This is a genomic window from Promicromonospora xylanilytica (assembly GCF_054782895.1).
The window spans coordinates 14,035-37,203 of sequence record NZ_BAAGRP010000072.1 but is presented as its reverse complement, the minus strand read 5'-3'; the positions used below and the strand labels follow the sequence as shown (position 1 = coordinate 37,203).

General features: G+C 72.7%; 18 protein-coding genes and 1 riboswitch. Of the genes, 9 read left to right on the top strand and 9 right to left on the bottom strand.

All coding sequences use genetic code 11. The annotated features are described in order from the left end of the window. Positions 1-191: 191 nt before the first annotated feature. Genes ACYVK7_RS21610 through ACYVK7_RS21600 form a run of 3 tightly spaced genes read right to left on the bottom strand, consistent with a single transcriptional unit; the run spans position 192 to position 3,324 of the window. Positions 192-1,043 carry a carbohydrate ABC transporter permease gene (locus tag ACYVK7_RS21610; protein WP_460889781.1) on the bottom strand — a complete coding sequence of 284 codons (852 nt, stop codon included), beginning with the start codon at positions 1,041-1,043 and terminating at the stop codon, positions 192-194. 59 nt (positions 1,044-1,102) lie between these two features. Continuing rightward, the gene (locus ACYVK7_RS21605; protein ID WP_460889780.1) at positions 1,103-2,023 is read right to left on the bottom strand and encodes a carbohydrate ABC transporter permease; all 921 of its coding nucleotides are present in this window, start codon (positions 2,021-2,023) and stop codon (positions 1,103-1,105) included. After that, a complete protein-coding gene (locus tag ACYVK7_RS21600) occupies positions 2,020-3,324 on the bottom strand; it encodes an ABC transporter substrate-binding protein (RefSeq protein WP_460889779.1) in 1,305 nt (434 codons plus the stop codon). The genes ACYVK7_RS21605 and ACYVK7_RS21600 overlap by 4 nt, the downstream gene beginning before the upstream one ends. Positions 3,325-3,508: 184 nt before the next feature. On the opposite strand from ACYVK7_RS21600, the gene ACYVK7_RS21595 reads away from it, so the two are divergent. The 4 genes from ACYVK7_RS21595 to ACYVK7_RS21580 are packed head-to-tail and all read left to right on the top strand — an operon-like array spanning position 3,509 to position 7,943. Continuing rightward, positions 3,509-4,678 (top strand): ABC transporter substrate-binding protein, encoded by a 1,170-nt coding sequence (locus ACYVK7_RS21595; protein ID WP_460889778.1) that lies wholly within the window; start codon positions 3,509-3,511, stop codon positions 4,676-4,678. Positions 4,679-4,688: 10 nt separating this feature from the next. Further along, complete coding sequence (locus tag ACYVK7_RS21590) at positions 4,689-5,564, top strand: branched-chain amino acid ABC transporter permease (RefSeq protein WP_460889777.1); 876 nt, start codon at positions 4,689-4,691, stop codon at positions 5,562-5,564. Continuing rightward, complete coding sequence (locus tag ACYVK7_RS21585) at positions 5,564-7,228, top strand: branched-chain amino acid ABC transporter ATP-binding protein/permease (RefSeq protein WP_460889776.1); 1,665 nt, start codon at positions 5,564-5,566, stop codon at positions 7,226-7,228. Before ACYVK7_RS21590 ends, ACYVK7_RS21585 begins: the two co-directional genes overlap by 1 nt. A gap of 1 nt (position 7,229) precedes the next feature. Further along, positions 7,230-7,943, top strand: a complete 714-nt coding sequence (locus tag ACYVK7_RS21580; RefSeq protein WP_460889775.1) for an ABC transporter ATP-binding protein — start codon at positions 7,230-7,232, stop codon at positions 7,941-7,943. Positions 7,944-7,983: 40 nt separating this feature from the next. Here the strand turns inward: ACYVK7_RS21580 and ACYVK7_RS21575 are convergent, their stop codons facing one another. Beyond that, entirely contained in the window at positions 7,984-9,114 is a 1,131-nt protein-coding gene (locus ACYVK7_RS21575; RefSeq protein WP_460889774.1) for a flavin-containing monooxygenase, read from the bottom strand. A 668-nt stretch (positions 9,115-9,782) separates the two neighbouring features. Beyond that, positions 9,783-11,027, bottom strand: coding sequence for a cellulase family glycosylhydrolase (locus ACYVK7_RS21570; RefSeq protein ID WP_460889773.1), 1,245 nt, complete (start codon positions 11,025-11,027; stop codon positions 9,783-9,785). A 206-nt stretch (positions 11,028-11,233) separates the two neighbouring features. On the opposite strand from ACYVK7_RS21570, the gene cofG reads away from it, so the two are divergent. Together cofG and ACYVK7_RS21560 are read left to right on the top strand one after the other, a co-directional pair. Next, positions 11,234-13,636: a 7,8-didemethyl-8-hydroxy-5-deazariboflavin synthase CofG gene (cofG, locus tag ACYVK7_RS21565; protein WP_460889772.1), complete on the top strand. Its 2,403-nt coding sequence runs from the start codon at positions 11,234-11,236 to the stop codon at positions 13,634-13,636. Beyond that, entirely contained in the window at positions 13,633-15,114 is a 1,482-nt protein-coding gene (locus ACYVK7_RS21560; protein WP_460889771.1) for a flavin-containing monooxygenase, read from the top strand. The genes cofG and ACYVK7_RS21560 overlap by 4 nt, the downstream gene beginning before the upstream one ends. Positions 15,115-15,180: 66 nt before the next feature. Here the strand turns inward: ACYVK7_RS21560 and ACYVK7_RS21555 are convergent, their stop codons facing one another. The 4 genes from ACYVK7_RS21555 to ACYVK7_RS21540 all read right to left on the bottom strand — a co-directional run bounded on the left by ACYVK7_RS21555 (position 15,181) and on the right by ACYVK7_RS21540 (position 20,253). Beyond that, complete coding sequence (locus tag ACYVK7_RS21555) at positions 15,181-15,900, bottom strand: response regulator (protein ID WP_460889770.1); 720 nt, start codon at positions 15,898-15,900, stop codon at positions 15,181-15,183. Beyond that, positions 15,897-17,252 (bottom strand): sensor histidine kinase, encoded by a 1,356-nt coding sequence (locus ACYVK7_RS21550; protein WP_460889769.1) that lies wholly within the window; start codon positions 17,250-17,252, stop codon positions 15,897-15,899. The genes ACYVK7_RS21555 and ACYVK7_RS21550 overlap by 4 nt, the downstream gene beginning before the upstream one ends. A gap of 2 nt (positions 17,253-17,254) precedes the next feature. Continuing rightward, positions 17,255-19,327, bottom strand: a complete 2,073-nt coding sequence (locus tag ACYVK7_RS21545) for a serine hydrolase domain-containing protein (RefSeq protein WP_460889768.1) — start codon at positions 19,325-19,327, stop codon at positions 17,255-17,257. Between the two features lie 164 nt (positions 19,328-19,491). Further along, positions 19,492-20,253, bottom strand: coding sequence for an SDR family NAD(P)-dependent oxidoreductase (locus tag ACYVK7_RS21540; RefSeq protein ID WP_460889767.1), 762 nt, complete (start codon positions 20,251-20,253; stop codon positions 19,492-19,494). Positions 20,254-20,369: 116 nt separating this feature from the next. On the opposite strand from ACYVK7_RS21540, the gene ACYVK7_RS21535 reads away from it, so the two are divergent. From ACYVK7_RS21535 to ACYVK7_RS21525, 3 genes are all read left to right on the top strand, one after another. Beyond that, a complete protein-coding gene (locus tag ACYVK7_RS21535; RefSeq protein WP_460889766.1) occupies positions 20,370-20,507 on the top strand; it encodes a hypothetical protein in 138 nt (45 codons plus the stop codon). A 127-nt stretch (positions 20,508-20,634) separates the two neighbouring features. Further along, positions 20,635-21,975: an FAD-binding oxidoreductase gene (locus ACYVK7_RS21530; RefSeq protein ID WP_460889765.1), complete on the top strand. Its 1,341-nt coding sequence runs from the start codon at positions 20,635-20,637 to the stop codon at positions 21,973-21,975. A 206-nt stretch (positions 21,976-22,181) separates the two neighbouring features. Then, a riboswitch (cyclic di-AMP (ydaO/yuaA leader) is annotated at positions 22,182-22,336 on the top strand. A gap of 1 nt (position 22,337) precedes the next feature. After that, complete coding sequence (locus ACYVK7_RS21525; RefSeq protein ID WP_460889764.1) at positions 22,338-23,165, top strand: C40 family peptidase; 828 nt, start codon at positions 22,338-22,340, stop codon at positions 23,163-23,165. Positions 23,166-23,169 lie beyond the last annotated feature (4 nt).

Genomic DNA, 23,169 nt, shown 5'->3' with positions numbered 1-23,169 from the left:
GGTGGCGCGGGGATGCTCAACTCACGTTGCGGCTGCTCGCTGACAGCCATGTACGACAGGCGCACGGGCAACCCGTCAATGGTACGCCCCACTGCCACAGGCGCCGAATGCAAGCCCGTGGTGTGCCGCACACACCCAGCCTCCCACGCCCGGCGCCGTCCGCCGTCCGTGTTCGCCCTGGGCGTCAGCCGTCAGCGCCCCATCCCCGCGGTCAGCCCCGCGACGATCTGCCGGGTCGCGACGAGGAACAGGAGCACCAGCGGCAGCGTGGCGATGACCAGGCCGGCGAACAGCGTGGACCACGAGGTCTGGTACTCCCCGAAGAACGTGGTCAGGCCGACGGGCAAGGTGTACAGGTCGCGGTCGCGCACCAGGATCAGCGGGTAGAAGAAGTCGTTCCAGATGGGCACGAACCGGAACACCACGACGGTGGCTATGGCGGGCCGCACCAACGGCAGGAGCACCGACCAGAACGTGCGCAGCGGCCCGGCGCCGTCGATCCGGGCGGCGTCCTCCAGCTCGTCCGGGAGCTGGCGCAGGAACGTGGCCAGCACGAACACCGAGAACGGGATGGACACCGCCGCGTAGACCAGGATCAGGCCGGTCCGGGTCGACGCCAGCCCGATCGTGTCCAGCAGGTAGAAGATCGGCACGATCATGAGGAACACGGGCATCATCAGGCCCGAGACGAAGACCTGCTCGATCACGGCCATGAGCCGTGACCGGGAGCGCGCCAGCGCGTAGGCCGCGAGCAGCGAGACCACCGTCGACAGGACCACCGAGGCCGTGGTGACCAGCACCGAGTTGAGGAAGTAGGTCGAGAACGACGCCTCGACCCAGGCCTCGCGGTACGCGTCGAACGACGGGCTGACCGGCAGCCCGAGGGGTTCGGCCACGAGCTCCTGATCGGTCCGGAACGAGTTCCAGACCATGATCAGCAGCGGCACCAGGGCCACGGCGGCGTAGCCCCAGAGCACGGCGTTCACCGCCACGCGGCGCGCCGTGCCACCGCCCGCGCGCACGCCGGCCCTCGCGCGCCGCACGTCCGCCCCCGCGCGCCTCGCGTGAGCCCCCGCGCGCCTCGCGTGAGCCCCCGCGCGCCTCACGTGAGTCCCCGCTCGACCCGGCGGAACCACCGTGTGAAGACCACGGAGACGCCGACGATCACGACGAACAGTGCGATCGCGACCGCCGACGAGATGCCGATCGCGTTGGAGGCCCCGGAGTTGAACGCCGTGCGGTAGAAGAGCAGCGACATGACGTCGGTGGCGCCCGCCGGGCTGCCGTTCGACCCGCCCAGGGCGTACGGGATCGGGAACGCCTCCATGGAGAAGATGAAGGTCAGCACGCTCACGGTGCCGATCACCGGCATCAGCATGGGCAGGGTGACGTGCCAGAACCGCTGGCGGGAGCTCGCGCCGTCGAGCATCGCGGCCTCTTCCATGGTCGGGTCGAGCGACCCGAGGGCGGCCCCGTAGATCAGCAGCGGGAACCCCACCCACTGCCAGGCCGTGACCAGCACGACCACCCACAGGGCGGTGTCGGGGTCGCCCAGCCAGGGCTGGGCCGCGGACTCCAGTCCGACGGCGCGCAGCAGTGCGTTCACCGGGCCGAACAGCGGCGACAGCAGCAGCGACCACAGGTAGCCCACGACCAGCGGCGAGACCAGGTACGGCATCGTGTACAGCACCTGGAACAGGCGCCGGAGCCGCTCCCGCTTGTGCAGCGCGTACGCGAGCAGCAGGCCCACCGAGTTCTGCACGACCATCGCGCCGGCGAACAGCAGCCCGTTGTGCGCGAACGCGCGCGGCAGCTGGCTGCGGTACGGCTCCGTGGTCAGCAGCGTGACGAAGTTGTCCAGCCCCACGAACGCCTCCTGCGCGGTGCCGCGCCAGGAGAACAGCGAGTAGGTCAGCGCCGTCGCCATCGGGTAGAGCACGAAGACCGCGAACAGCGCGGCCGCGGGCAGCAGGAAGAGCAGCGCGACGGGTGTGGGCAGCGCCGCGGTACGACGGCGGGTCACTCGCCCGGCGTCCACCAGGCCGACAGGCCGTCCTGGATGATCTTCGCCGCACCCTCAGCGGAGGTGTCGCCGAGGAACAGCTTCTGCCCTGCCTCGCCCATCAGGTCGGTGCCGACGGGGTCGCCGTACCGGTAGTCCACGAGGAGCAGGTACGGCGCGGGGTTCTCCTGGTACAGGTCCCACATCTCCTGCTGGAGCGGGTCGGAGAACTCGACGCCGGGGATCGGCGAGAACTGCTTGAGCTCGTCGGCCACCAGCTGCCCGAACTCGGGCGTGGCCAGCCAGTTCAGGAGCGTCTGCGCCTCCTCGGGGTGCTCGGTGGTGGCGGAGAGGCCCCAGCTGCCGTCGGCGTACCCGGCCGAGACGGGGTGGTCGAGGGCGGACCCGGGCGGCGGGGGCACCTGGAACACGCCGAGGTCGAGGTCCGGGTTGGCCTCCTGGAAGAAGGCCTGCTCGTACGAGCCGCCCGCGAACATCGCCGCCTGCTCGGAGGTGAACAGCACCTGCGCGTCCGTGTACGCCACGCCCGTGACGTCGTCGGGCATGTACTTCTGCAGGTCCTTGAGCGTCTGGATCGAGTCGACGTACGTCGGGTCCGTGAAGTCGGTGTCGCCGTCGCGCAGGGCCTGCTGGAAGTCCGCGCCGCCGTACTGGGCGGCCGTCAGGGCGTCGTGCACGGTCGGCACGAACCACCCGTCGCGCGCGCCGACGGCGAGCGGCGTGACGTCGTGCTCCAGGAGCATGTCCGACAGGGCGACGAAGTCGTCCCAGGTCTCGGGCTCCTCGATGCCGTGCTCCTCGAAGATCGCCGTGTTGTAGTAGACCTGGATGGTCTGGGTGGCCAGCGGCACGCCGTAGACGGCGCCGTCCTCACGGCCGCGGGACCCGTCCAGGGTGGCCTCGTCGAAGTCGCCGAGCGCTGGGACGAGGTCCTCCAGCGGCTCCAGGTTGCCGCCCTCGACGAGCGGCTGCAGCAGGCCGTACGACCGTACCTGGGCGACGTCGGGGCCGTCCGAGCCGGTCAGGCCGGTGCGCAGGATCTGGTCGTACTCGGTGTTGAGGTGGGCCTGGAAGGTCACCGTGATGCACGGGTTGGCCTCCTCGAAGACGTCGAAGATCCGCTCGTAGGTCTTCACGTCCTCGGTGCGCCAGGACCAGACGTCGAGGCCGACCGCCTCGCCGTCGCACCCCTCCCCCGCCGCCGCGCCGGGCTCCGGGCTGTCCGACGAGGGCGCACAGGCCGCGAGCGTCAGTGTCGCGAGGGCTGCGGTGACTCCTGCGAGGGTCTTTCGGCGGTTCATGCGCTGGACGCTGCCTCGCCCCGGGCAGGGTGTCAAGCATTTGCACTGAATCGCAATGTCGTGTCCCGCATTGGTATATGGGTGTGATCGGAGGCATATCCGTGCCAGAATTTCCCCCGCTACCGGCTTGCTCGACCATCTCTTCCTCTGCCTTGACGACGACGTCAAACCCTTGGAGATCTGCATGTCGCACCGTGCTCGCGCCCTTCTCGCCGCCACCGCCGTGACCGTCACGCTCGCCGCCTGTTCCTCGGGGGGCGCCGCCGACGGGGGCGGCAGCCTTGTCGGTGAGGGCACCGGCGCCGACTGCACCATCGGGTCCCCGGTCCCGGTGGGTGCGGCGCTCAGCCTCACGGGTGCCGCCGCCAGCTACGGCGAGTCCCAGCAGAAGGGGCTCGAGCTGGCCGCCGAGCAGCTCGCCGCGCAGGGCGGGGTCGAGTACGAGCTGACGGTGGAGGACGACCAGACGGACCCGCGCCAGGGCATCGCCGTCTTCGAGCAGCTCACCGCCGACGGCGGCGCGAGCGTGATCATCGGCCCCACCCTCTCCAACGGCGGGTTCCAGGCGCAGCCGATCGCCCAGGAGGAGGGCGTCCCGGTGCTCGCGATCTCGAACACCGCCGACGGCATCACCGAGCAGGGCGACTACATCTTCCGGGACTCCCTGACCGAGGCCCAGGTGATCCCGCAGACCGTCGCCAAGGTCAAGGAGGCGTACGACGCCGAGAGCGCGGTCGTGATGTACAGCAACGACGACGCCTTCACCGAGGCCGGGTACGAGGTGTTCGCCGAGGCTCTGGACGCCGAGGGCGTCGAGGTCGCCGAGACGCTGGAGTTCTCCACGGCCGACACCGACTTCCGCGCCCTGCTCACCGAGGCCAAGGCCGCCGACGCGGACCTGCTGGTGGTCTCCGCCCTCATCGAGGCGGCGATCCCGCTGGTCACGCAGGCACGGGAGCTCGGCATCGACGTGCCGATCGTGGGTGGCAACGGCTTCAACAACCCCCAGCTCATGGCCGACGCGGGCGACGCCGCCGAGGGGGTCGTCGTGGGCGCCGCCTGGAACTCGGCGTCCGACAACCCGGAGAACACGGCGTTCCTCGCCGACTTCGAGGAGAAGTACGGGACGCCGCCCGACCAGTTCGCGGCCCAGGCCTTCGCGGGACTCATGCTGATCGACACCGCGGTGCGGTCGTCGTGCTCGGGCGAGCGGGACGCGATCAAGGAAGGCCTCGGCACCATCGACGGCGTGCCGTCGGTGCTGGGCGAGCTGACCATCAACGAGTCACGGGACGCCGAGCACGAGGCCGTGGTGCAGATCGTCGAAGACGGCACGTTCGCCGTGCTCGACTGAGCGCACCGCGATGCAACAGCTGCTCAACGGGCTCTTCATCGGCTCGATCTACGCGCTCTTCGCCGTCGGGTTCGCGCTCGTGTTCGGCATCCTCGACCGCCTCAACCTGGCTCACCCCGCGGTGTTCGCCGCCTCGGCGTTCATCGGTATCGAGCTCGTCACCGTGGGCGGGCTGCCGTTCTGGGCCGCCCTGCCCGCCGTGGCCGTGGTGGGCGCGCTCCTGGGGCTGATCGTCGAGCGGGTGGCGTTCCGGCCGCTCAAGGGCCGGGCCGACGCCCACTTCGCCGGCCTCATCTCGTCGATCGCGGTGGCCGGCATGCTGATCGCGCTGCTGCAGTGGCGGTACGGGGCAGAGACCCGCCGCTTCCCCGCCGACGCGTTCCCCGCCACGCGGTTCGACGTGCTCGGTGCCCAGGTCACGCTGCTGCAGGTGGTCATCGTCGCCATCTGCCTCACCCTCGTGGTGGGGCTGACGTGGCTGGTCGCCCGCAGCCGGCTCGGCAGGGGCATGCGCGCCGTCGCCGAGAACCCGACGGCGGCCCGCGTGCTCGGCGTGAACGTGGACCGGGTCACCGCGACGACGTTCGCGATCTCGGCGGCGCTGGGCGCCGTCGCGGGCGCGCTGTTCGCGATGAACGTGAACTCGGCCCAGCTCGGCATGGGCTCCGCGATCGAGCTCAAGGGGCTCGCGGTCATCGTGGTGGGCGGCATGGGCTCGCTGCCCGGCGCGCTCGTCGGCGGGATCCTGCTCGGGGTGGCCGAGGTGTTCGCCGTGCAGTACCTGGGCTCGGCGTGGCGCGACCTGATCGCCTTCGCGCTGCTGTTCGGGATCCTGCTGCTGCGGCCGCAAGGGCTGTTCGGCGGACGACGGGTGCGGCAGGTCTGATGCTCACCGAGTCGACGGTCACCTTCATCGCGCTCGGCGCGATCTTCGCCTTCTCCTTCTACGCGGTGCTGAACGCCGGCCAGCTCAGCCTCGGCCAGGCGGGCTTCGCGTCGGTCGCCGCGTACGCGTCCGCGCTCCTCGCACCGGACCCCGACGTCGTCGGCGACGTCGCCGCCCTCCTGGTCGCGCTGTCGATCGGCATGGCCGCGGGCACGGTGTCCGCCGTCGTGCTGGGGCTGCCGACCATGCACCTGCGCGGCGTGTTCCTCGCCATCGCCACCCTCGGGTTCGCCGAGGCGGTGCGCATCTTTCTGCTCAACGCCGAGTGGACGGGCGGCGCGCAAGGGCTGTCCGTGCCCAAGATCGTCACGCCGGCCATCGCCTGGGTCGTGCTCGCCGTGGTCGCCTACTGGTTCTGGCGGTCCGGACCCACCCGGTACGGCCGGGCACTCGAGGCCATCCGCGAGGACGAGCTCGCGGCGGGCGCCATGGGCATCGACGTCGGCAGGCACCGCCTCGGGGCGTTCGCGACGGCCGGCGCCGTGGCCGGGCTCTACGGCGTGCTCTGGGCGTACACCGTGCGCCTGGTCGCGCCGGCCGACTTCGGGTTCACCGCCGCCATCGACGGGCTGGTCACCGCCATGGTGGGCGGTACGACGATGTTCGCCGGCCCCGTGGTGGGCAGTGCGTTCCTCACCGTCATCCCGGAGATCCAGCGGGCGCTGGGCGTCGAGGCCGGCTGGATCCGGCCGTTCGTCGCCGGCCTGCTGCTGCTCGTCGTCATCCTCTTCCTGCCCGGCGGGCTCGCCGGGCGCATCCCGCGCCGCGTCCGGGTGCCCGACCTCGACACGCACGAGGCCGACGGCGGGGACCTGCGAACCCGCGAGCACGCCCCGCGCGGCGACGTCGTGGCCCGGCTGACCGGGCTGAGCAAGGACTACGGCGGCGTGCACGCGGTGCGCGGCGTCGACCTCGAGGTCCGCAGCGGCGAGCTGCTCGGGCTGATCGGCCCCAACGGCGCGGGCAAGACCACCCTCGTGAACATGCTCAGCGGCCTCGTCCCGCCGTCGGCGGGCGAGGCGAGCGTGCTGGGCGTGACCGCCGGACGCACCCCCGTGCACCGCGTGGCCGCCGCCGGCGTGAGCCGCACGTTCCAGCACTCCAAGCTCTTCGACCGGCTCTCCGCGCTGGAGAACGTGCTGGTCGGCGGGCACCTCGTGACGCGGCCGACGCTCGTGCGCCGGCTGCTCTGGCTGCCGTCCGCACGACGCGACGAGCGGGCTGCGCTCGTCCACGCCGCCCGGTGCCTGCGCCGGGTCGGCATGCTGGACGCCGCCACCACCCGCGCCGGCGCCCTCTCGTACGGCGACCAGCGGCGGCTCGAGATCGCGCGGGCGCTCGCCGCCGACCCGAGCCTGCTCATCCTGGACGAGCCGGCGGCGGGCATGAACCAGGTCGAGGCCGGCGAGCTCGCCCACCTCATCCGCTCACTGGCCGACGACGGCCTGGCGGTGCTGCTCATCGAGCACAACGTCGGCCTGGTGCGACAGGTCTGCGACCGCGTGGTGGTGCTCGACTTCGGCGAGATCATCGCGACCGGCGCACCGGCGCAGGTGGCGGCCGACCCGCGGGTCGTCGAGGCGTATCTCGGGACGGAGGCCTGACATGACCGAACCCGTGCTCGAGGTCGAGCACCTCTCCGTGCGGTACGGCCGCGTCGAGGCGGTGCGCGACGTGTCGTTCACCGTGCCGGAGGGGGCGCTGGTCACGCTCGTCGGGGCGAACGGCGCCGGCAAGTCGACGATCATCAACGCGGTGTCCGGCATCGTGCGCCCGCACGGTGGCCGGGTCCGGTTCCGCGGGTCCGACATCACCCGGGCGCCCGCCCACCGGCTCGTGGCGCGCGGGCTGGTCCAGGTGCCCGAGGGCCGGCAGGTGCTCGCCTCGCTGACCGTGGCCGAGAACCTGGCGATGGGTGGGTGGCACCGTGGCCGCGCCGCCGCGGCGACCATCGACGAGATGTACCAGCGGTTCGGGGTCCTGGCGGAACGGCGCGACCTGCCCGCGGGCACGCTCTCCGGCGGGGAGCAGCAGATGCTCGCCATCGCCCGGGCGCTGGTCGCCGAGCCCGTGCTGCTGCTCCTCGACGAGCCCTCCATGGGCCTGGCCCCTCTCGTCGTCAACGAGGTGTTCGACGTCGTCGCACAGATCCGGGCGGCCGGCACCACCGTGGTGCTCGTGGAGCAGAACGCCCGCCGTGCGCTGCGCACCGCCGACCACGGCTACGTGCTGCGCACGGGTGAGGTGGTCCGGTCGGGTCCCGCGGCGGAGCTCCTGGCCGACGACGACGTGGTGCGGGCCTACCTCGGCACGGGCTGACCGGGGCGGGCTGACCGGGGCCGGCTGACCGGGGCGGGCCTCAGCGTGCCGCGGTCAGGCGCCGTGCGATCCGCCGGGCGTCGGCCGCCATCTCCAGGAACATGCCGCTGATCGGGTTGGTGAAGCCCGTGAAGTACAGGCGTGGCGCGGCCGGGCGGCCGTTCGTGGCGATCGGCCTGCCGCGGTCGCCGAGCACGCCCAGGTGGCCGACCATCGGTTCCAGCGCACGGCGGTACCCGGTGGCGGCGAGGACGACGTCGGGGGTGAGCCGGGCGCCGTCGGACAGGACCACCTCAGCGCCGTCGAACCGCTCGATGGCCGCGACCACCCGGATCGCCCCGGACCGGACGGCCGCGACCAGGCCGATGTCCTGGACGGGGATGGCGCCCTGGGCGACGCGCGTGGCCAGGCCGACCTCGGGGATCGGCAGCCCGAGGTGGGCCAGGTCAGGGAAGTTCGCCCTGCGGACCGGGACGCCGAGGGCGTCGACCAGGGCCGTGGGCAGGTGCCGCACCAGCAGGCCGGTGTACTGCGCGGCCCACGGTCCCTGGTTGCGCGGCACGATGTGCGGCGGCGTCCGGACCGCGAGGTGGACGCTCGCGGCGCCGTTCTCTGCGAGGTCCTGCGCGATCTCCGCGCCCGTGTTGCCCACGCCGACGACCAGCACGTCCTGGCCCGCGTACGGGGCCGGGTTGCGATACCGGCCGGCGTGCAGGATCTGCCCCGTGAATCCGTCCGCGCCGGGCCAGTCCGGCACGTGGGGCGTGTGGTTGTACCCGGTCGCGACGACGACGGCGTCCGCGGTGCGCGGCGCGCCGGGAGCGCCGTCCTCCGTGGTCGTGACCGTCCAGGTGCCGTTCGCCCGGTCGAGGCGCGTGACCTCGACGCCGTGCTCGATCCGCAGCCGGTGGTGGGCGGCGTACGCCTCGAGGTAGCTGACGACGTCGGCCCGGGCGACCCAGCGACCGAACTCGCGCGGGATCGGCAGGCCGGGCAGCTTCGACAGGCCCCGCGTGGTGTGCAGGTGCAGGCGGTCGTAGTGGTGCCGCCACGCGTTGCCGACGTGCTCCGACTTCTCCAGGACGGTGACGTCCGCGCCCCTGACCTGGAGGGCGGCCGCCGCGGCCAGGCCGGCCGGTCCTGCGCCGATCACGTACACGGTGGGAGACATGGAGGGAGCGTAGCGGCCGGGCAGGTCAGTGCGGCGACGGGCCGTTCTCCGAGCACCCCGCCCGTCAGGATCCGGGCGATGTGCACCGTGGTACGCCCGGCGCCGAGCACCTGCGGCAAGAAGCCCGTGCCGACGCCGTCCCTGCCGAAAGTGAATCAGACGGGACCCGGGTGAACGAGAATCAGGCCTCCGGAACCCACCTGTCCGGTCCACCTGGCCTTCCGGCCACACCCCGCCTGCCGACCGATCACACGCCGTAGCCCGGACCCGCGCAGGCGCATGGCCGGACGGTGCCGAGCCGCACCTTCTGCGTCTCGTGTGCCATGCACGGGGCCGAGCCGCACGTTACGAGTCGCCGACGCCGCCGAACCGCACGTTACGAGTCGCCGACGCCGCCGAACCGCACGTTACGAGTCGCCGACGCCGCCGAACCGCAAGGAACACGTGCACCGGACCGGGTAAGGACTCATAACCTTCGGCTGGGCACCCACGAGGACACACAGGTCGCGGTTCGGCGGCCCACGGAGGCCCCCACCACGCACAGGTTGCGGTTCGGCACGCGAACCGCAACCCACGCGAACCGCAACCCCGGAGCACGGCCAGGCAACCTCCCCAGACATCACACCGAACTCGTCACACCCAGAACTCGTCCCCAGAACTCGTCGCGCCTAAAACGCATCGGGCGTCCGGATCCGGTCCCGGATCCACGCCCCGGCCTCCTTCAGCCGGTCGGTCCCGAACGAGCCCCCGGAGCAGGTCCCCTCCGTGAAGACCGCCCCTGACCGGTGGTCGTCGGAGAAGTTCCAGTTCACCCAGCTGATCTTCTTGGACTCCGCCAGGTCGAGGTACCGCTGGGTCATCGCGAAGTCGTTGGCGCCCTCACCTGCACTGTTCTGCGACCCGAACTCCGTGATGAACATGGGAATCTGGTCCGCGGCCCGGGACAGCGTGTCCAGGTACTCCTGGTCGTGCGTCGCGGCGTAGAAGTGGAAGGTGTACATCACGTTCGTCGCGTCGACCGGGTCGTTCACCACCTCCGACTCGTCCGAGCCCTCCGACTCGCCGAGCGAGGACCACGCGCGGGTACCCAGCAGCACGACGGCGTCGGGGTCCTGTGCGCGGATCACCGGGACGATCTGCTCGTGGTAGCTCTTGATGGTCTGCCACGAGACCCCGTTGGGCTCGTTCGCGACCTCGTAGATGATGTTGTTCTTGCCGTCGTTCCGCTCGGCGATCGCCGTGAAGAAGGTCTTGGCGCGCTCCAGGTTGAAGTTCGGGTCGCCCGGGTCGAGCATGTGCCAGTCGACGATCGCGTACATGCCGCGTGCCGAGAGCATGTCGATGTAGTCGTTCACCAGGGCGGTGAACCGCGCCGGGTCGGTCTCGTAGCCGCCCTCCTGCACGTAGGTGGAGATGCGCATGACGTCCGCGTTCCAGTCGTACGCGAGGGTGTCGAGCGAGGCGTCGGTGACGCACTGGGAGTACCACTGGGTGCCGTGCGTGCTCATCCCGCGCAGCTGGATCTGGCTGCCGTGCTCGTTGCACAGGTTGACGCCGCAGACGCTGAGCTGACCGTTGGCCGCGACGGGGGTGCCCGCCTCCGGCTCGGGGTCGGGCGTGGGGTCGGGGTCCGGCCCGCCGTCGCACGTCCCGTCGTGCGTCCAGAGCGTGGGCGTCGACGCGGGGTCCCACCCGGCGCCCGGGTGCGCGGTGTGCGCCATGGTCGCGGTGTAACCGCTCCCCTCGTAGGTCACCTGGTCGCCCGCCTGGTAGCTCGTGCCTTCGGCCCAGGCGGGTGCCGAGCACACGGCGGCGACGGCCGTGGCGGGCAGGATCGGGACGAGGGCGGTGCCCAACGCCAGCATCGCGGCCGTGACGAGGGCGACGACGATCGGTGCACGACGCAGGACCATGGTGGACCACCTCAGTTCGCTCAAGGAGCCGTGGCAGGTCGTGGCGGCATCGCCCCCCTGCTTGGTCGCATGGACGCTAGCAAGGTGCGTGACGGGGCCGCATCGGGGATTCCCACACCGCACCGAGGGCGGTGACGCCGGATGACATAGTGTCGGCCCGTCCGCTCCGGACCTCCGGATCCGGTTACCGCACTCGAGGTGGGCCCATGACTGTTCCTCTCACCCTGCGCACGCCTTCCGGCGGCGCCGACCAGCCGCCCGCGCCGGACCGCCCGGTCCTGGAAGCGGCCCTCGACCGGCTGGAGGACGCCGGCGGCAGCGTGCCCGACCGTGCGGACGCCGAGGTGCTGCTGCACGCCCGCGGCGCGGACCTGGACCGGCTCCTCGCGGTTGCCGGCGCGATGCGCGACGCCGGTCTGGCGGACGCCGGGCGGCCAGGGGTCATCACGTACTCCCGCAAGGTGTTCGTCCCGCTGACGCACCTGTGCCAGGACCGCTGCCACTACTGCATCTTCGTCCAGTCCCCCGGGAGCCTCGCCCGCGCGGGCATCTCGCCGTACATGGAGACCGAAGCCGTCCTGGAGGTCGCTCGCCAGGGCGCGGAGCTGGGCTGCAAGGAGGCGCTGCTCACGCTCGGCGACCGGCCGGAGAACCGCTGGCCCGTGGCCCGGCAGTGGCTCGACGACCACGGTTATGCCTCGACCCTCGACTACGTGGGCCACATGGCCCGCCTGATCCTCGACGAGACCGGGCTGCTCCCCCACCTCAACCCCGGCGTCATGTCCTGGGCGGAGCTGCAGCGGCTCAAGCCGGTCGGCCCCTCGATGGGCATGATGCTGGAGACCACGTCCTCCCGGCTGTGGACGGAGAAGGGGCAGGCGCACTACGGCTCCCCCGACAAGGACCCGGCCCTGCGGCTACGGGTCATCGAGGATGCCGGCCGCTCCCGCATCCCGTTCACCACCGGCATCCTGCTCGGCATCGGCGAGACCTACGCCGAGCGCGTGGACTCGGTACTGGCCCTGCGCGACGCGCACGCCCGGCACGGCCACGTGCAGGAGGTGATCGTGCAGAACTTCCGGGCCAAGCCGTCCACAGCCATGCGGGGCACGGCGGACCTGGAGACCCAGGAGTACGCCGCCGCCGTCGCCGTCACGAAGGTGCTGCTCGGCCCGGGGATGCGCGTGCAGGCGCCGCCCAACCTGACCGACGCGGCCGAGCTCCAGCTCCTGGTGCGTGCCGGCATCGACGACTGGGGCGGCGTCAGCCCGCTCACCCCCGACCACGTGAACCCCGAGCGACCCTGGCCGCAGATCGAGGAGCTGGCGCGCCTGACCGCCGAGGGCGGGTACGCGCTGCGTGAGCGCCTCACCGCGCACCCGCACTACCTGCGCGAGGCCCGGGACGGCGCGGACTGGCTGGACGACCGCCTGCTGAGCCGGGTCCTGCCCCTGGCGGACGCCGACGGCCTGGCCCTCGTCCCAGCTCCGTTGAGTGCTGGATCTTCGCCCGTCTCGAGCCCAGAAACGGGCGAACATCCAGCACTCAACGATGTGGGCGGGGTGGGTCGGGTGGGTCGGGTGGGTCGGCTGGGGCGGGTGATCGAGAGGGTCCAGAGCGATCCCGCCGGGGTCGACGACGACGGGTGGGTGGAGCTGCTCGGCGCCGACGGTGCCGACCTCGACGAGCTCACGGCCCTCGCCGACCAGGTGCGCCGCGAACGGGTCGGCGACGCCGTCACCTACGCGGTGAACCGCAACATCGACGCCTCGCTGGGCCTCCCGCCGGAGCGGGTCGCCGAGCTGGCCGCCGAGGCCGTCGCGCTGGGCGCCACCGAGGTGTGCGCGCAGGGCGCGCCGCCCGCCGCGTCCGGGGCCGAGGGCTACCTCGACCTGGCGCGGGCGATCAAGCGGGGCGGGCCCGGCCTGCACCTGCACGCCTTCCGGCCGGCCGAGCTCGCCGACGGCGCCGCCCGCGCCGGCCTGTCCCTGGCCGACTGGTTGACGGCGCTGCGCGAGGCGGGTGTCGACACGGTGCCGGGCACGGGCGCCCGCATCCTGGACGACCAGGTCAGAGCACTGCTGACAGGCGGAACGGACATCCCGGCCGAACGCTGGGTCGAGCTCGTCACCGCCGCCCACAGAGCCGGCCTGCGGTCCACCGCGACGATCGTGTACGGGCACGTGGAGTCCGCGCGCGACCAGGTGCGGCACCTGCGCACCCTGGCACAGGTCCAGGACGCGACCGGCGGGTTCACCGAGCTCATCCCCATGCCGTGGCTGCCCACGGAGTCGCCGGTCCCCGTCCCCGGTGCCCGCGTCGCCACCCTGCGCGAGAGCCGTGCCCTGCATGCCGTGGCACGCCTAATGCTCGCCGGGCGGATCGACCACGTGCAGGCGGCATGGACCAAGCTCGGCATGCGCGGCGCGCAGCTCGTGCTCGCCGGTGGCGCCGACGACCTGGGCGGCGTGCTGCTCGACGGCGAGCTCGACCCCGGCGCCGGACCCGAGCAGGGCCGGGAGCTGACCGTCGCCGACGTGACCAGGCTCGCCGCCGAGCTGGGCCGGCCGGTGCGCCAGCGCACGACCACGTACGAGCGGGTGGGGTGACGGGTACGCACCGGGTGACGGGCGCGGCGACGGACACGGACGTCGCCGTCGTGGGCGCGGGGCTCGCCGGCGTCGGCCTCGGGGTGCGGCTCCGGCGCGCCGGCCGCACCGGGTTCACGCTCCTGGAGCGCGCCGACGACGTCGGCGGCACCTGGCGCGACAACGTGTATCCCGGGGTCGCGTGCGACATCCCGAGCGCTCTGTACTCCTACTCCTTCCTGCCCCAGCCTGCGTGGTCGCGCGTGTTCGCACCGGGCGCGGAGATCCACCAGTACGTGCGGGACGTCGCGCGCACGGAGGGACTTGCCCCGCACCTGCGCCTGGGCACCACGCTCACGGGCGCGCGCTGGCGCGACGACGAGGCGGCGTGGCACCTCACGACGTCTCGCGGCCCGCTGACCGCCCGGACGCTGGTCACGGCGGTCGGCCGGCTCGGGGAGCCGCGGGTCCCCGCCCTGCCGGGGCTCGGCACGTTCCCGGGACGCGTGTTCCACTCCGCCCGGTGGGACCGGGCCCTGCCCGCCGGGCTGCGGGTCGGTGTGATCGGTACGGGCGCCAGCGCCGTCCAGCTCGTGCCCGAGCTGGCGCGCACGGCCGCGTCCGTCGTCGTGCTGCAGCGCACGCCGCCCTGGGTGCTGCCGCGCGAGGACCGGGCGTACGCTCCCGGGGAGCCCCGGCCGGACCGGGCCGCGCTCGCGGACGAGGCGGACCGGCTGTTCGCCGCACGCCTGGCCGGCAGCGCGGCGGAGGCGGAGCTGCGGGAGCGGGCGCTGGCGCACCTGCGGGCCCAGGTGCCCGACCCGGCGCTGCGCGCGGTGCTCACGCCGGACTACGCGGTGGGCTGCAAGCGCGCGCTGTTCAGCGACGACTGGTACCCCACCCTGCAGCGGCCGCACGTCACGCTGGAGCCGAGCGGGCCGGTCTCGGTCGAGGGCTCGGTGCTCGTGGCGGCGTCCGGCGTCCGGTACGAGGTGGACGTGCTGGTGCTGGCCACGGGGTTCGAGACGACGCGGCCACCGTTCGCGCACCTGGTGACGGGGCGCGACGGCCGGACACTGGCCGAGCACTGGTCCGACGGCATGACCAGCCACGCCTCGACGGTGGTGCACGGGTTCCCGAACCTGTTCGTGCTGGACGGCCCGAACGCGGGGCTCGGGCACCACTCGGCGATCGAGGTGATCGAGGCACAGATCGACTACGTGCTCGGCGCGCTCGACCACCTGGACCGTACCGGCGGGCCGTTGGAGGTGTCCGCGGCGGCGGAGGCCGCGTACACGCGAGAGATCGACCGGCGGGCCGCCGGCACGGTGTGGCTGCGCGGCGGGTGCCGCAGCTGGTACCTGGACGAGCGTTCGGGGCGGCTCACGCTGCTGTGGCCGGGCCGGGCCGCGGAGTACCGCGAGCTGTTCGGCAGCTTCGACCCGGCCCCGTTCGCCGGCTGCGAGGCAGATTCGGGTGGTCGGCAAAAGGTCAGGTGATCGGCAACCCGGGTTGCCGATCACCTGACCTTTTGCCGACCACGCGCACCAAGCCCGTGAGTGCCCTCAGCGCGGCGCCAGACCGTTCTGGTAGGCCCACACCACCGTCTGCAGCCGGTCGCGCGTACCCACCTTGGCCATCGCGCGGCCGAGGTGGGACTTCACGGTGCTCGTCTCGACGACGAGCTCCTTCGCGATCTCCGCGTTCGACAGCCCGCGGGCGAGCTGTCGCACGATCTCGGCCTCGCGCGCCGTGAGCTGAGCCGCGGCGTCGACGGCCGGGGCCGGCGGCGCCTTGCGGCGGGCGAACTCTGTGATCACCCGGTGCGTCACCGCCTGGTCGATGAGGCCGTGCCCGTCGGCGAGTCGCCGCACGGCGTCGATCAGCTCCTCGGGCTCACAGTCCTTGAGGATGAACCCGCCGGCCCCGGCCTCCAGCGCGCCGAACACGTACTCGTCGAGGTCGAACGTGGTCACGACCAGCACGGCGGGCGTCGAGCCCTGCGCGCCCGGACCACCCGGACCACCCGGACCACCCGGACCGCCCGGACCGCCCGGACCGCCCGGACCGCCCGCCACGATCTCACGCGTCGCGGCCAGCCCGTCGCCACCCGGCATGCGCACGTCCATGCAGACGACGTCGGGGCCGTGCCGGCGGGCGAGCTCGACCGCGGCCGGACCGTTCGACGCCTCCGCGACCACCTCGATGTCGTCGGCCTGCTCCAGGAGGAACCGGAAGCCCGCCCGGACCACCGCCTGGTCGTCGACGAGCATGACCCTGATCATCCCTGTCCCCCTTCGGTGAGCGCTGACGTGCCCGCGGAACCCTGCGACACCGTACTCGCGGGTTCGTGGTGGAGCGGCATGGTCAGCAGGACCCGCCATCCGCCGGACGGCGTGGCACCGGTGGCGAGGGTCGCGCCGACCAGGTGCGCCCGCTCCCCCATGCCGACCAGCCCCATGCCCCGCCGCGCCGAGTTGGTCGAGGTGCCGCCGGCGACGGGCTCGTTGACCACGTCCAGCGAGACCGCTCGGTCCGCGAAACGCACGGCGATCCGCACCGCGGCGCCGGGGGCGTGCTGGCGGGCGTTGGAGAGCGACTCCTGGGCCACCCGGTAGAACGCGGCGTCCGCGATCGGCGCGAGGTCGCGCGGCGTGCCCTCACGGACCAGCTCGACGGTGGTGCCGAGGGCCTGCGCCGTCCGGACCAGCCCGTCGAGCGCGCCGAGGCCCGGCGGCGGGGCGTCGTGCGCGTCCTCGTTCCCCACCGAGCCCTGTGGCTCCCTGAGCACGCCGACGATCAGGCGGAGGCTGTCGAGCGTCTCCTTGCCCTGGCCCCGGATCCACGCGGTGCCCTTCTTGGCGGCGACCGGGTCGCTGTCGATCTGCCGCTCGACGGCCGCCGCCTGCACGACCAGGCCGGACAGGTGGTGCGCCGCGACGTCGTGCAGCTCCCTGGCCATCCGGGACCGTTCCGCGACGATGGCGGCCTCCGTGGTCGCCTCCTGCGCCCGGATCAGCTCGACCGCCCGGAGCCGGACCAGCTCGACGTAGCGACGGCGCGTCGCCACCGCGCCGCCGACCAGCGCACCGGACAGGTAGACAAGCGCGCCCTCCATCAGGTGGTACCCGGCCGCGACCAGCACGTCGTCGCCGGCGACCAGGCTGCGCACGACAGCGGCCAGCACGCCGACCGGGACCGCCGCGCCCGTGACCAGCAGGGCGCGGCGGGGCGGCATCAGCGTGCCGATGGTGAAGGCGATGATGAACTGGGGTATGCCGCCGATCGACAGGTTGGGCGGCGTCCCGGCGATGACGACCACCTGGCAGGCCACGACCAGTCCGAGACAGAGGAGCGGCCGCACCCTGCGCAGGGCGAGCACCATCGCCTGGAGGCACGAGCCGCTGACCAGCGCGGCAGTCTGCGCGACTCCCGTGGACATGTCCATGACGGGGAGCACCTCGAGGAACAGCACGGCTACCAGGCCGGCCGTCACGAGGGTCACGACGCCCGCGAAGACCACGTCCTGCGCCAGCGGGGTGGTCACGCCCAGCCGGGCGAGCAGCGTGTCGAGCCGGCTCGTGCGTGGCGCGATGGGCAGGTCGTGCGGCACCGTGGGGCCGTCCGTCGTGGGCATCGTCAGTACGATACCGACGGCGCGAGCAGACGGAACTCGAAGGAGAACCAGGCGACGCCCACCAGGGCGAGCACCACGAGCGCCAGGCCGAGCACCCGGCGCCAGCCGTGCCGGTGCCGCACGGCGCCGACGAGCTGCAGCACCGCGGGGACGATCGCCAGCACACCGAGACCCTGGACCACCTGGAGCTGCCGCAGCGAGAACTCGGAGACGTCCTCGAGGCTCATCACCGTCATGACGGTGATCGTCCAGCCGGCGAGCGCCAGCACGGCGGAGACCACGCCGACGTTCGCGAGGATCCTGGTCACGCGTCCCGTACCCGCGGGGAGGGACCGGTGCCGCACCCGGCGGACGATCGCTCCGACGGGCCACGCGATCGCGGCGACGAGCAGGATCAGCGCGGACGCCCCGAGCACGGGGAGCACCACGGCCTGCGCCCGCTCGGGCTGGGCGGGCAGGAGGGCGAAGGCGCCCTCGAAGCCGATCGCCTCGACCTCGCCGTCGGCGACGCGCATCGCGAGGGTGCGCTGGCCGTCGACCTCGCGCCACACCCAGGGCTCCACCTCCTCGTACAGGGCGGGGGCCGCGCTGCCGGGGCCCGGCGTGAACAGCAGGCGGCCGTCCTCGCGGGCGGTGACCTGCGTGGCGCTGAAGGCGTCGAGGGCCGCGAGGAACGTGCTCTGCATACCGCGGGAGGAGACGTAGGAGCCCTCGGCGGCAGCGGCGTGCTGCGTGGTGGTCGCCTGGTCGACGGTGCTGGGCGCCGGCGCGGAGCCCGCCGGGAAGTAGCGGTCGGTGAAGCCCTGCAGGACGGACTCACGCAGCGCGAGCGTCGCGTAGCCGGTGTTCCCGGTGCTGTTGAGGGAGACGAAGATGCCCGTGCGCTCCTCGGGGTAGATCTGCAGGTGCGAGTGGAAGTAGTTGGTGTCGCCGCCGTGGCCGAGGATCCGGCGTCCGTTGCGGCTCTCGTCGAAGAACCCGAGCGCCATCCGCGGCGCCGCCGCGAGGTCGCCCAGGGAGCTCTCGTCGAGCGCCGGGGCGTGCATGAGGTCGAGCGTCTCGGGCTCCAGCAGCGTGCCCGCGCCGGGCTCACCGAGCTGGGCCAGCATGAAGCGCGCCATGTCGGGTGCCGACGAGGTGAGCGAGCCGGCGGGCGCCGTGCCGACGATCTCGAACGGCCCGGGGGCCCCACCCGCCGTGTCGTAGCCCTGGGAGATCCGGTCGCTCAGCTCGTCCGGCAGCGGCTGGGCGAACGTCGACGACGTCATCCCGGCGGGCTCGAAGATGTTGCGCTCGACGTACTCCTCGAACGGCACGCCGCTGACGTGCTCGACGATGTAGCCGACCAGCGCGTTGCCGTAGTTGGAGTAACCGGGCACGGTACCCGGCTCGTAGACCTGCTCCGGCGGGTCGGTGGCGAGCACGTCGCGGAGCACCGGCGAGATGTCGCCCGAGCCGATCAGGCCCGCGATGCGCTCCTCGAAGCCCGCGGTGTGGGTGAGCAGGTGCCGGAGCGTGATGGGCTCGTCGAACGTGCGGGGCACCTCGATGTCGAGATATTCGCTGATGTCGGTGTCCAGGTCGACGTCGCCGCTCTCGACGAGCTGCATCGCGGCGGTGGCGGTGAACAGCTTCGACACGGAGCCCGGCCGGAACAGCGTGTTCTCCGCGTCGATCGGGACGGCCTCGTTGCCCGCCGTGCCGGTGTCCGCGTGGCCGTAGCCGCGCGTGGTGACCACCTTGCCGTCGTCGACCACCGTGACGACGCCGCCCGCGATGCCCGCGCTCTCCAGCGCGGCGGGCAGCAGACCGTCCAGCCAGGCGTCGACGTCGGCCTGCTCGAGGGTGTGCTCACCGGCAGGGGCGGAGATCGGCGGGGGCGGCGTCGGCTCGACGGCGGCCGCGGCCGACGCGGTGCTCGGCGCCGCGGCGGCGCTCGGGGCCCCCGCCGCGAGGGTCACGGCGAGCATGCCCAGCGTCGCGAGCGCCGCGAGGCCTCGTCGGCCGTGCTGCCTCAGGTGGCTCGGCCGGCGCTCGGGGCGCTCGGCAGGGGTGTGGTCCAGGAACGGGGACATCGTGGCGCTCCTCGCGCTCGGCAGGTGTTCGGGCTGGTCCGGAGCCTTTCTTCCGGACGACCCCAGCCTGTCGGGATGCCCGCCGAGCCACATCGCCCGCGAGCACGCACTTCACCTCCGACCTTTGGCGGAGGCACACTCACCTCGCGGAGGAGCGTGCGTGCTCAGTGCGCCGAGTAGCCGCCGTCGACCAGGTGGTAGCTGCCGGAGATGAAGGACGCCTCGTCGCTGAGGAGGAAGAGCGTCAGCGCGGCGACCTCCTTGTCGGTCCCGAGCCGCTTGGTCGCGTGCTCGCTCTCGAGCGCGGCCAGCGCCTCCTCGCTCAGCGACGACCGCACGAGCGGGGTGTCGATGAAGCCCGGACCCACGGCGTTGGTCCGCACGCCCTGCTCGGTGTACTCGAGCGCGGCCACCTTGGTCAGCCCGACCAGCGCGTGCTTGCTGGTCACGTAGGCCGCGTTCTCCGCGATGCCCACCGAGCCGAGCACGGAGGCCATGTTCACGACGGCGCCGCCGCCTGCCGCCACCATGGCCGGGAGCTGATAGCGCAGGCCGTAGAAGACGCCGTCCAGGTCGACCGCGCGGACCCGGTCCCACGCCTCGATGTCGTAGTCGCCGATCTTGGCGGGCGGCGCGCCGATGCCCGCGTTGTTCACGGCGAGGTGCAGCGCCCCGTACCGCTCGACCGCGAGGTCCACCGCGGCGCGTGAGTCGTCTGCCCGTGCCGTGTTCTGCTCCAACGGCACCGCCGTGCCACCCGCGGCCGTGATCTCGTCGACCACCTGCTGCGCGCTGTCGAGCTTGATGTCGGTGACCACCACGGAGGCGCCCTCCGCGGCGAGCTGCCGCGAGATCTCGGCACCGATGCCGCTGCCGCCGCCCGTGACGATCGCCGTCCTGCCCTCGAACCTGCTCCCCGTCGCCATGCTGTTCTCCCCTCGCCGCCGTGGCCGACAGCGCTCGCCGTCCCCTCAGTTCTAACCCGCGGCGGGCCGGGTCACCTGCGGAGCCCGGCCGTGCCGCGACGATCGACGGTGCCCGGGTGGTCCGGCTGCACACCCCGGAGGCGGGCGACGTGGTCCTGGCTGTCGCCGGCGGCGCGCTCGGCGAGCGGGACCTGGTCCCGATCCGCGACGTCGTCAGCGGCGTCGCCCGTTCCGCCCCTGGGCGGCCTGCGTAGGCGGGGCGGGCCCTCTGTGACCCAGGTCACATCGGGGTCCGGTCACACGGCTCGAGGCTCGGGAGTCGAGCCTTCGTGCGGCACACCGCACGTCACCACTCCCCGTGACTCCCGTGAAGGAATCATCATGACCTCAGCTCTCGAGACCCTCCGCCGCGACTTCGGCGGCGACATCATCGAACCTGGCGGCGCCGGGTACGAGGCGGCCGGCCGCACCAAGCTGGCCGCCGGCAGCCCTGCCTACGTGCTGCGCCCCCGGACCGTCGCAGACGTACGGGCGGCCGTCGGGTTCGCGGCCGGCTCGGGCCTCGCACTCTCCGTGCGGGGCGGGGGACACAGCTTCCCCGGGCTCGGCACCAACGACGGCGGTGTCGTGATCGACCTCGGCGAGCTCGCGGAGGTCGAGCTCGTCGACGCCGACCGGCACCTCGTCCGGATCGGCGGCGGCGCGACGTGGGGCCAGGTCGCCACCGCCCTGGCCCCGCACGGCCTGGCGATCTCCTCGGGCGACACCAGGAGCGTCGGCGTCGGCGGGCTGACGCTCAGCGGCGGCATCGGGTGGAAGGTCCGCAAGTACGGCCTGGCGATGGACAACGTGGTCGGCGCAGAGGTGGTCACTGCCGACGGGTCCGTGGTGCGCGCCGGCGACAAGGAGAACCCCGAGCTGTTCTGGGCGATCCGCGGTGGCGGCGGCAACCTCGGGATCGTGACCGCCTTCGAGTTCGTGGCGCACCCGACCACGGAGGTCTTCTCCGGCAAGATCACGTTCCCGGCCGCCGAGGCCGTCGGGGTGCTCCAGGGCTGGGCCGAGCACGCCCGCACGGCACCGGAGGAGCTCACCTCCGTCGCGAACCTGGCCAACCCGTTCGCCGGCGGTCACGAGGCCCCGGTCGAGATCCACGTCGTGGTCGACGGGGACGACCCGGAGCTCGCGGCCCGCGTGCTCGACCCGATCCGCCGGCTCGGCACGGTCCTCGAGGACGACGTCGCGCTGGTCGCCTACGCGGACGTGCTCGTGGAGGGCGCCGCGCTGCCGCCCGGCATCCAGCTGCTCGCCCACGACGGGTTCGTGAACCGGGCGTCGGTGCCGGACGTGCTGCAGGTCCTCGCCGAGGTCGGCACGTCGCCCGGCTCGCCGTCGATCGCCGTCCGGAGCCTGGGCGGTGCGGTCTCCCGGGTCGCCGACGACGCCACCGCGTACGCGCACCGACAGGCGGAGCTGCTGGTCGCCACGATCGCCGGCGGTCCGGCGCCGGTCGTCGAGGCCGCACGCCCCGGACTGGCCGCGATGTGGGACAAGCTGGCCCCGCACCTCAGCGGCGCGTACGCCAACTTTCTGCTCTCGACCAGCGAGGACGACGTGGCGGCGGTCTATCCCGCGCCCACGTACGCGCGGCTGGCGGCGATCAAGCGGCAGTACGACCCGAAGAACCTGTTTGCCCACAACCACAACGTCCGGCCGCAGTAGACAAGGGTCACGGCGTAACCCCAGGTGAGATGGCATCGGCCAGCGTGCGAAGTGACTTATCGCACGTTGGCTAACCGGGTCAAGTAGGACATTCGTCCACTCGTCGACCGTGATGCGATTGTGACTTTCGGGTCGCCTGGGGTTAACGTCGCCCGGTTCGTGGAACGCCACGAGCACTCGAGGCGGACGCCGAGCCCTGTCACCGCCTCGAGGCTGTACCGACCGAATGACAGGGACGGGGGAACCAGGTAGGCGGGCACCACCCGGTGCCCTTGGGGTGAAGCCGCACCAGCAGCACGCGGCCGGGTCATTCTCCGATCCGAATCCGACAGCTCACCTCGCAGGCGTCCGGAGAACCGATCGTGACCTCTCGCATGCCCGGGCGCCATCGTGCTGCCCGCAGACCCATCACTCCGCTGACCCCGATCTCCCGCGCCGCCGCGCGGGGCATCTCCACCGTCGCCCGTCGTGGCGCGGTCGTCGCAGCCGGATCCGGCCTGGTCGTCACCCTCCTGAGCGTCCCCGCCGACGCCGCACCGGTGGCCGACCACGGCACGTCCACGGCCGAGCAGGACACCCTGACGACCGCGGCCGCACAGACCGAGACGCTGCAGGCCGGGGCCGCCGAGGCCGTGACCGTGTCGGCCGCAGCCACCGCACCGGCCGTCCAGGTCGCGGCGGACAGCAAGTTCGCCCTGGAGACCGGGACCATCAAGGTGACCCCGGCCCCCGAGCCGGAGCCCGTACCCGAGCCCGAGCCCGAGCCGGTCGTCGAGGAGGCGGTCGAGGCCGCCGAGCCCGTCGAGGAGCCGGCCCCCGAGCCGGTCGAGGAAGTCGTCGAGGAGGCCGTCCCGGCCGCCGCCAACGACATCGTCTCGATCGCCCGCCAGTACATCGGCGTGCCGTACGTCTGGGCCGGTTCGACGCCCGCGGGGTTCGACTGCTCCGGCTTCACGGCGTACGTCTACGCCCAGATCGGCGTCACGCTGCCGCACTCCTCGTCCGCGCAGCGCTACGCGGGCACCGAGGTCTCGGCCGCCGAGGCACAGCCGGGCGACCTCATCTGGAGCCCCGGCCACATCGCCATCTACGCGGGCGGCGACATGCAGATCGAGGCGCCGGTCCCCGGCCAGACGGTGCACGAGTCGCAGATCTGGCAGGACAACCCGGTCTTCATCCGCGTCGGCTGACGCA

Coding starts and splice junctions, on each gene's coding strand:
- ACYVK7_RS21540 (WP_460889767.1), bottom strand. CDS start 20,253: ATGGCGACGGGGAGCAGGTTCGAGGGCAGGACGGCGATCGTCACGGGC.
- cofG (WP_460889772.1), top strand. CDS start 11,234: ATGACTGTTCCTCTCACCCTGCGCACGCCTTCCGGCGGCGCCGACCAG.
- ACYVK7_RS21575 (WP_460889774.1), bottom strand. CDS start 9,114: ATGTCTCCCACCGTGTACGTGATCGGCGCAGGACCGGCCGGCCTGGCC.
- ACYVK7_RS21530 (WP_460889765.1), top strand. CDS start 20,635: ATGACCTCAGCTCTCGAGACCCTCCGCCGCGACTTCGGCGGCGACATC.
- ACYVK7_RS21595 (WP_460889778.1), top strand. CDS start 3,509: ATGTCGCACCGTGCTCGCGCCCTTCTCGCCGCCACCGCCGTGACCGTC.
- ACYVK7_RS21545 (WP_460889768.1), bottom strand. CDS start 19,327: ATGTCCCCGTTCCTGGACCACACCCCTGCCGAGCGCCCCGAGCGCCGG.
- ACYVK7_RS21600 (WP_460889779.1), bottom strand. CDS start 3,324: ATGAACCGCCGAAAGACCCTCGCAGGAGTCACCGCAGCCCTCGCGACA.
- ACYVK7_RS21555 (WP_460889770.1), bottom strand. CDS start 15,900: ATGATCAGGGTCATGCTCGTCGACGACCAGGCGGTGGTCCGGGCGGGC.
- ACYVK7_RS21585 (WP_460889776.1), top strand. CDS start 5,564: ATGCTCACCGAGTCGACGGTCACCTTCATCGCGCTCGGCGCGATCTTC.
- ACYVK7_RS21580 (WP_460889775.1), top strand. CDS start 7,230: ATGACCGAACCCGTGCTCGAGGTCGAGCACCTCTCCGTGCGGTACGGC.
- ACYVK7_RS21570 (WP_460889773.1), bottom strand. CDS start 11,027: ATGGTCCTGCGTCGTGCACCGATCGTCGTCGCCCTCGTCACGGCCGCG.
- ACYVK7_RS21550 (WP_460889769.1), bottom strand. CDS start 17,252: ATGCCCACGACGGACGGCCCCACGGTGCCGCACGACCTGCCCATCGCG.
- ACYVK7_RS21590 (WP_460889777.1), top strand. CDS start 4,689: ATGCAACAGCTGCTCAACGGGCTCTTCATCGGCTCGATCTACGCGCTC.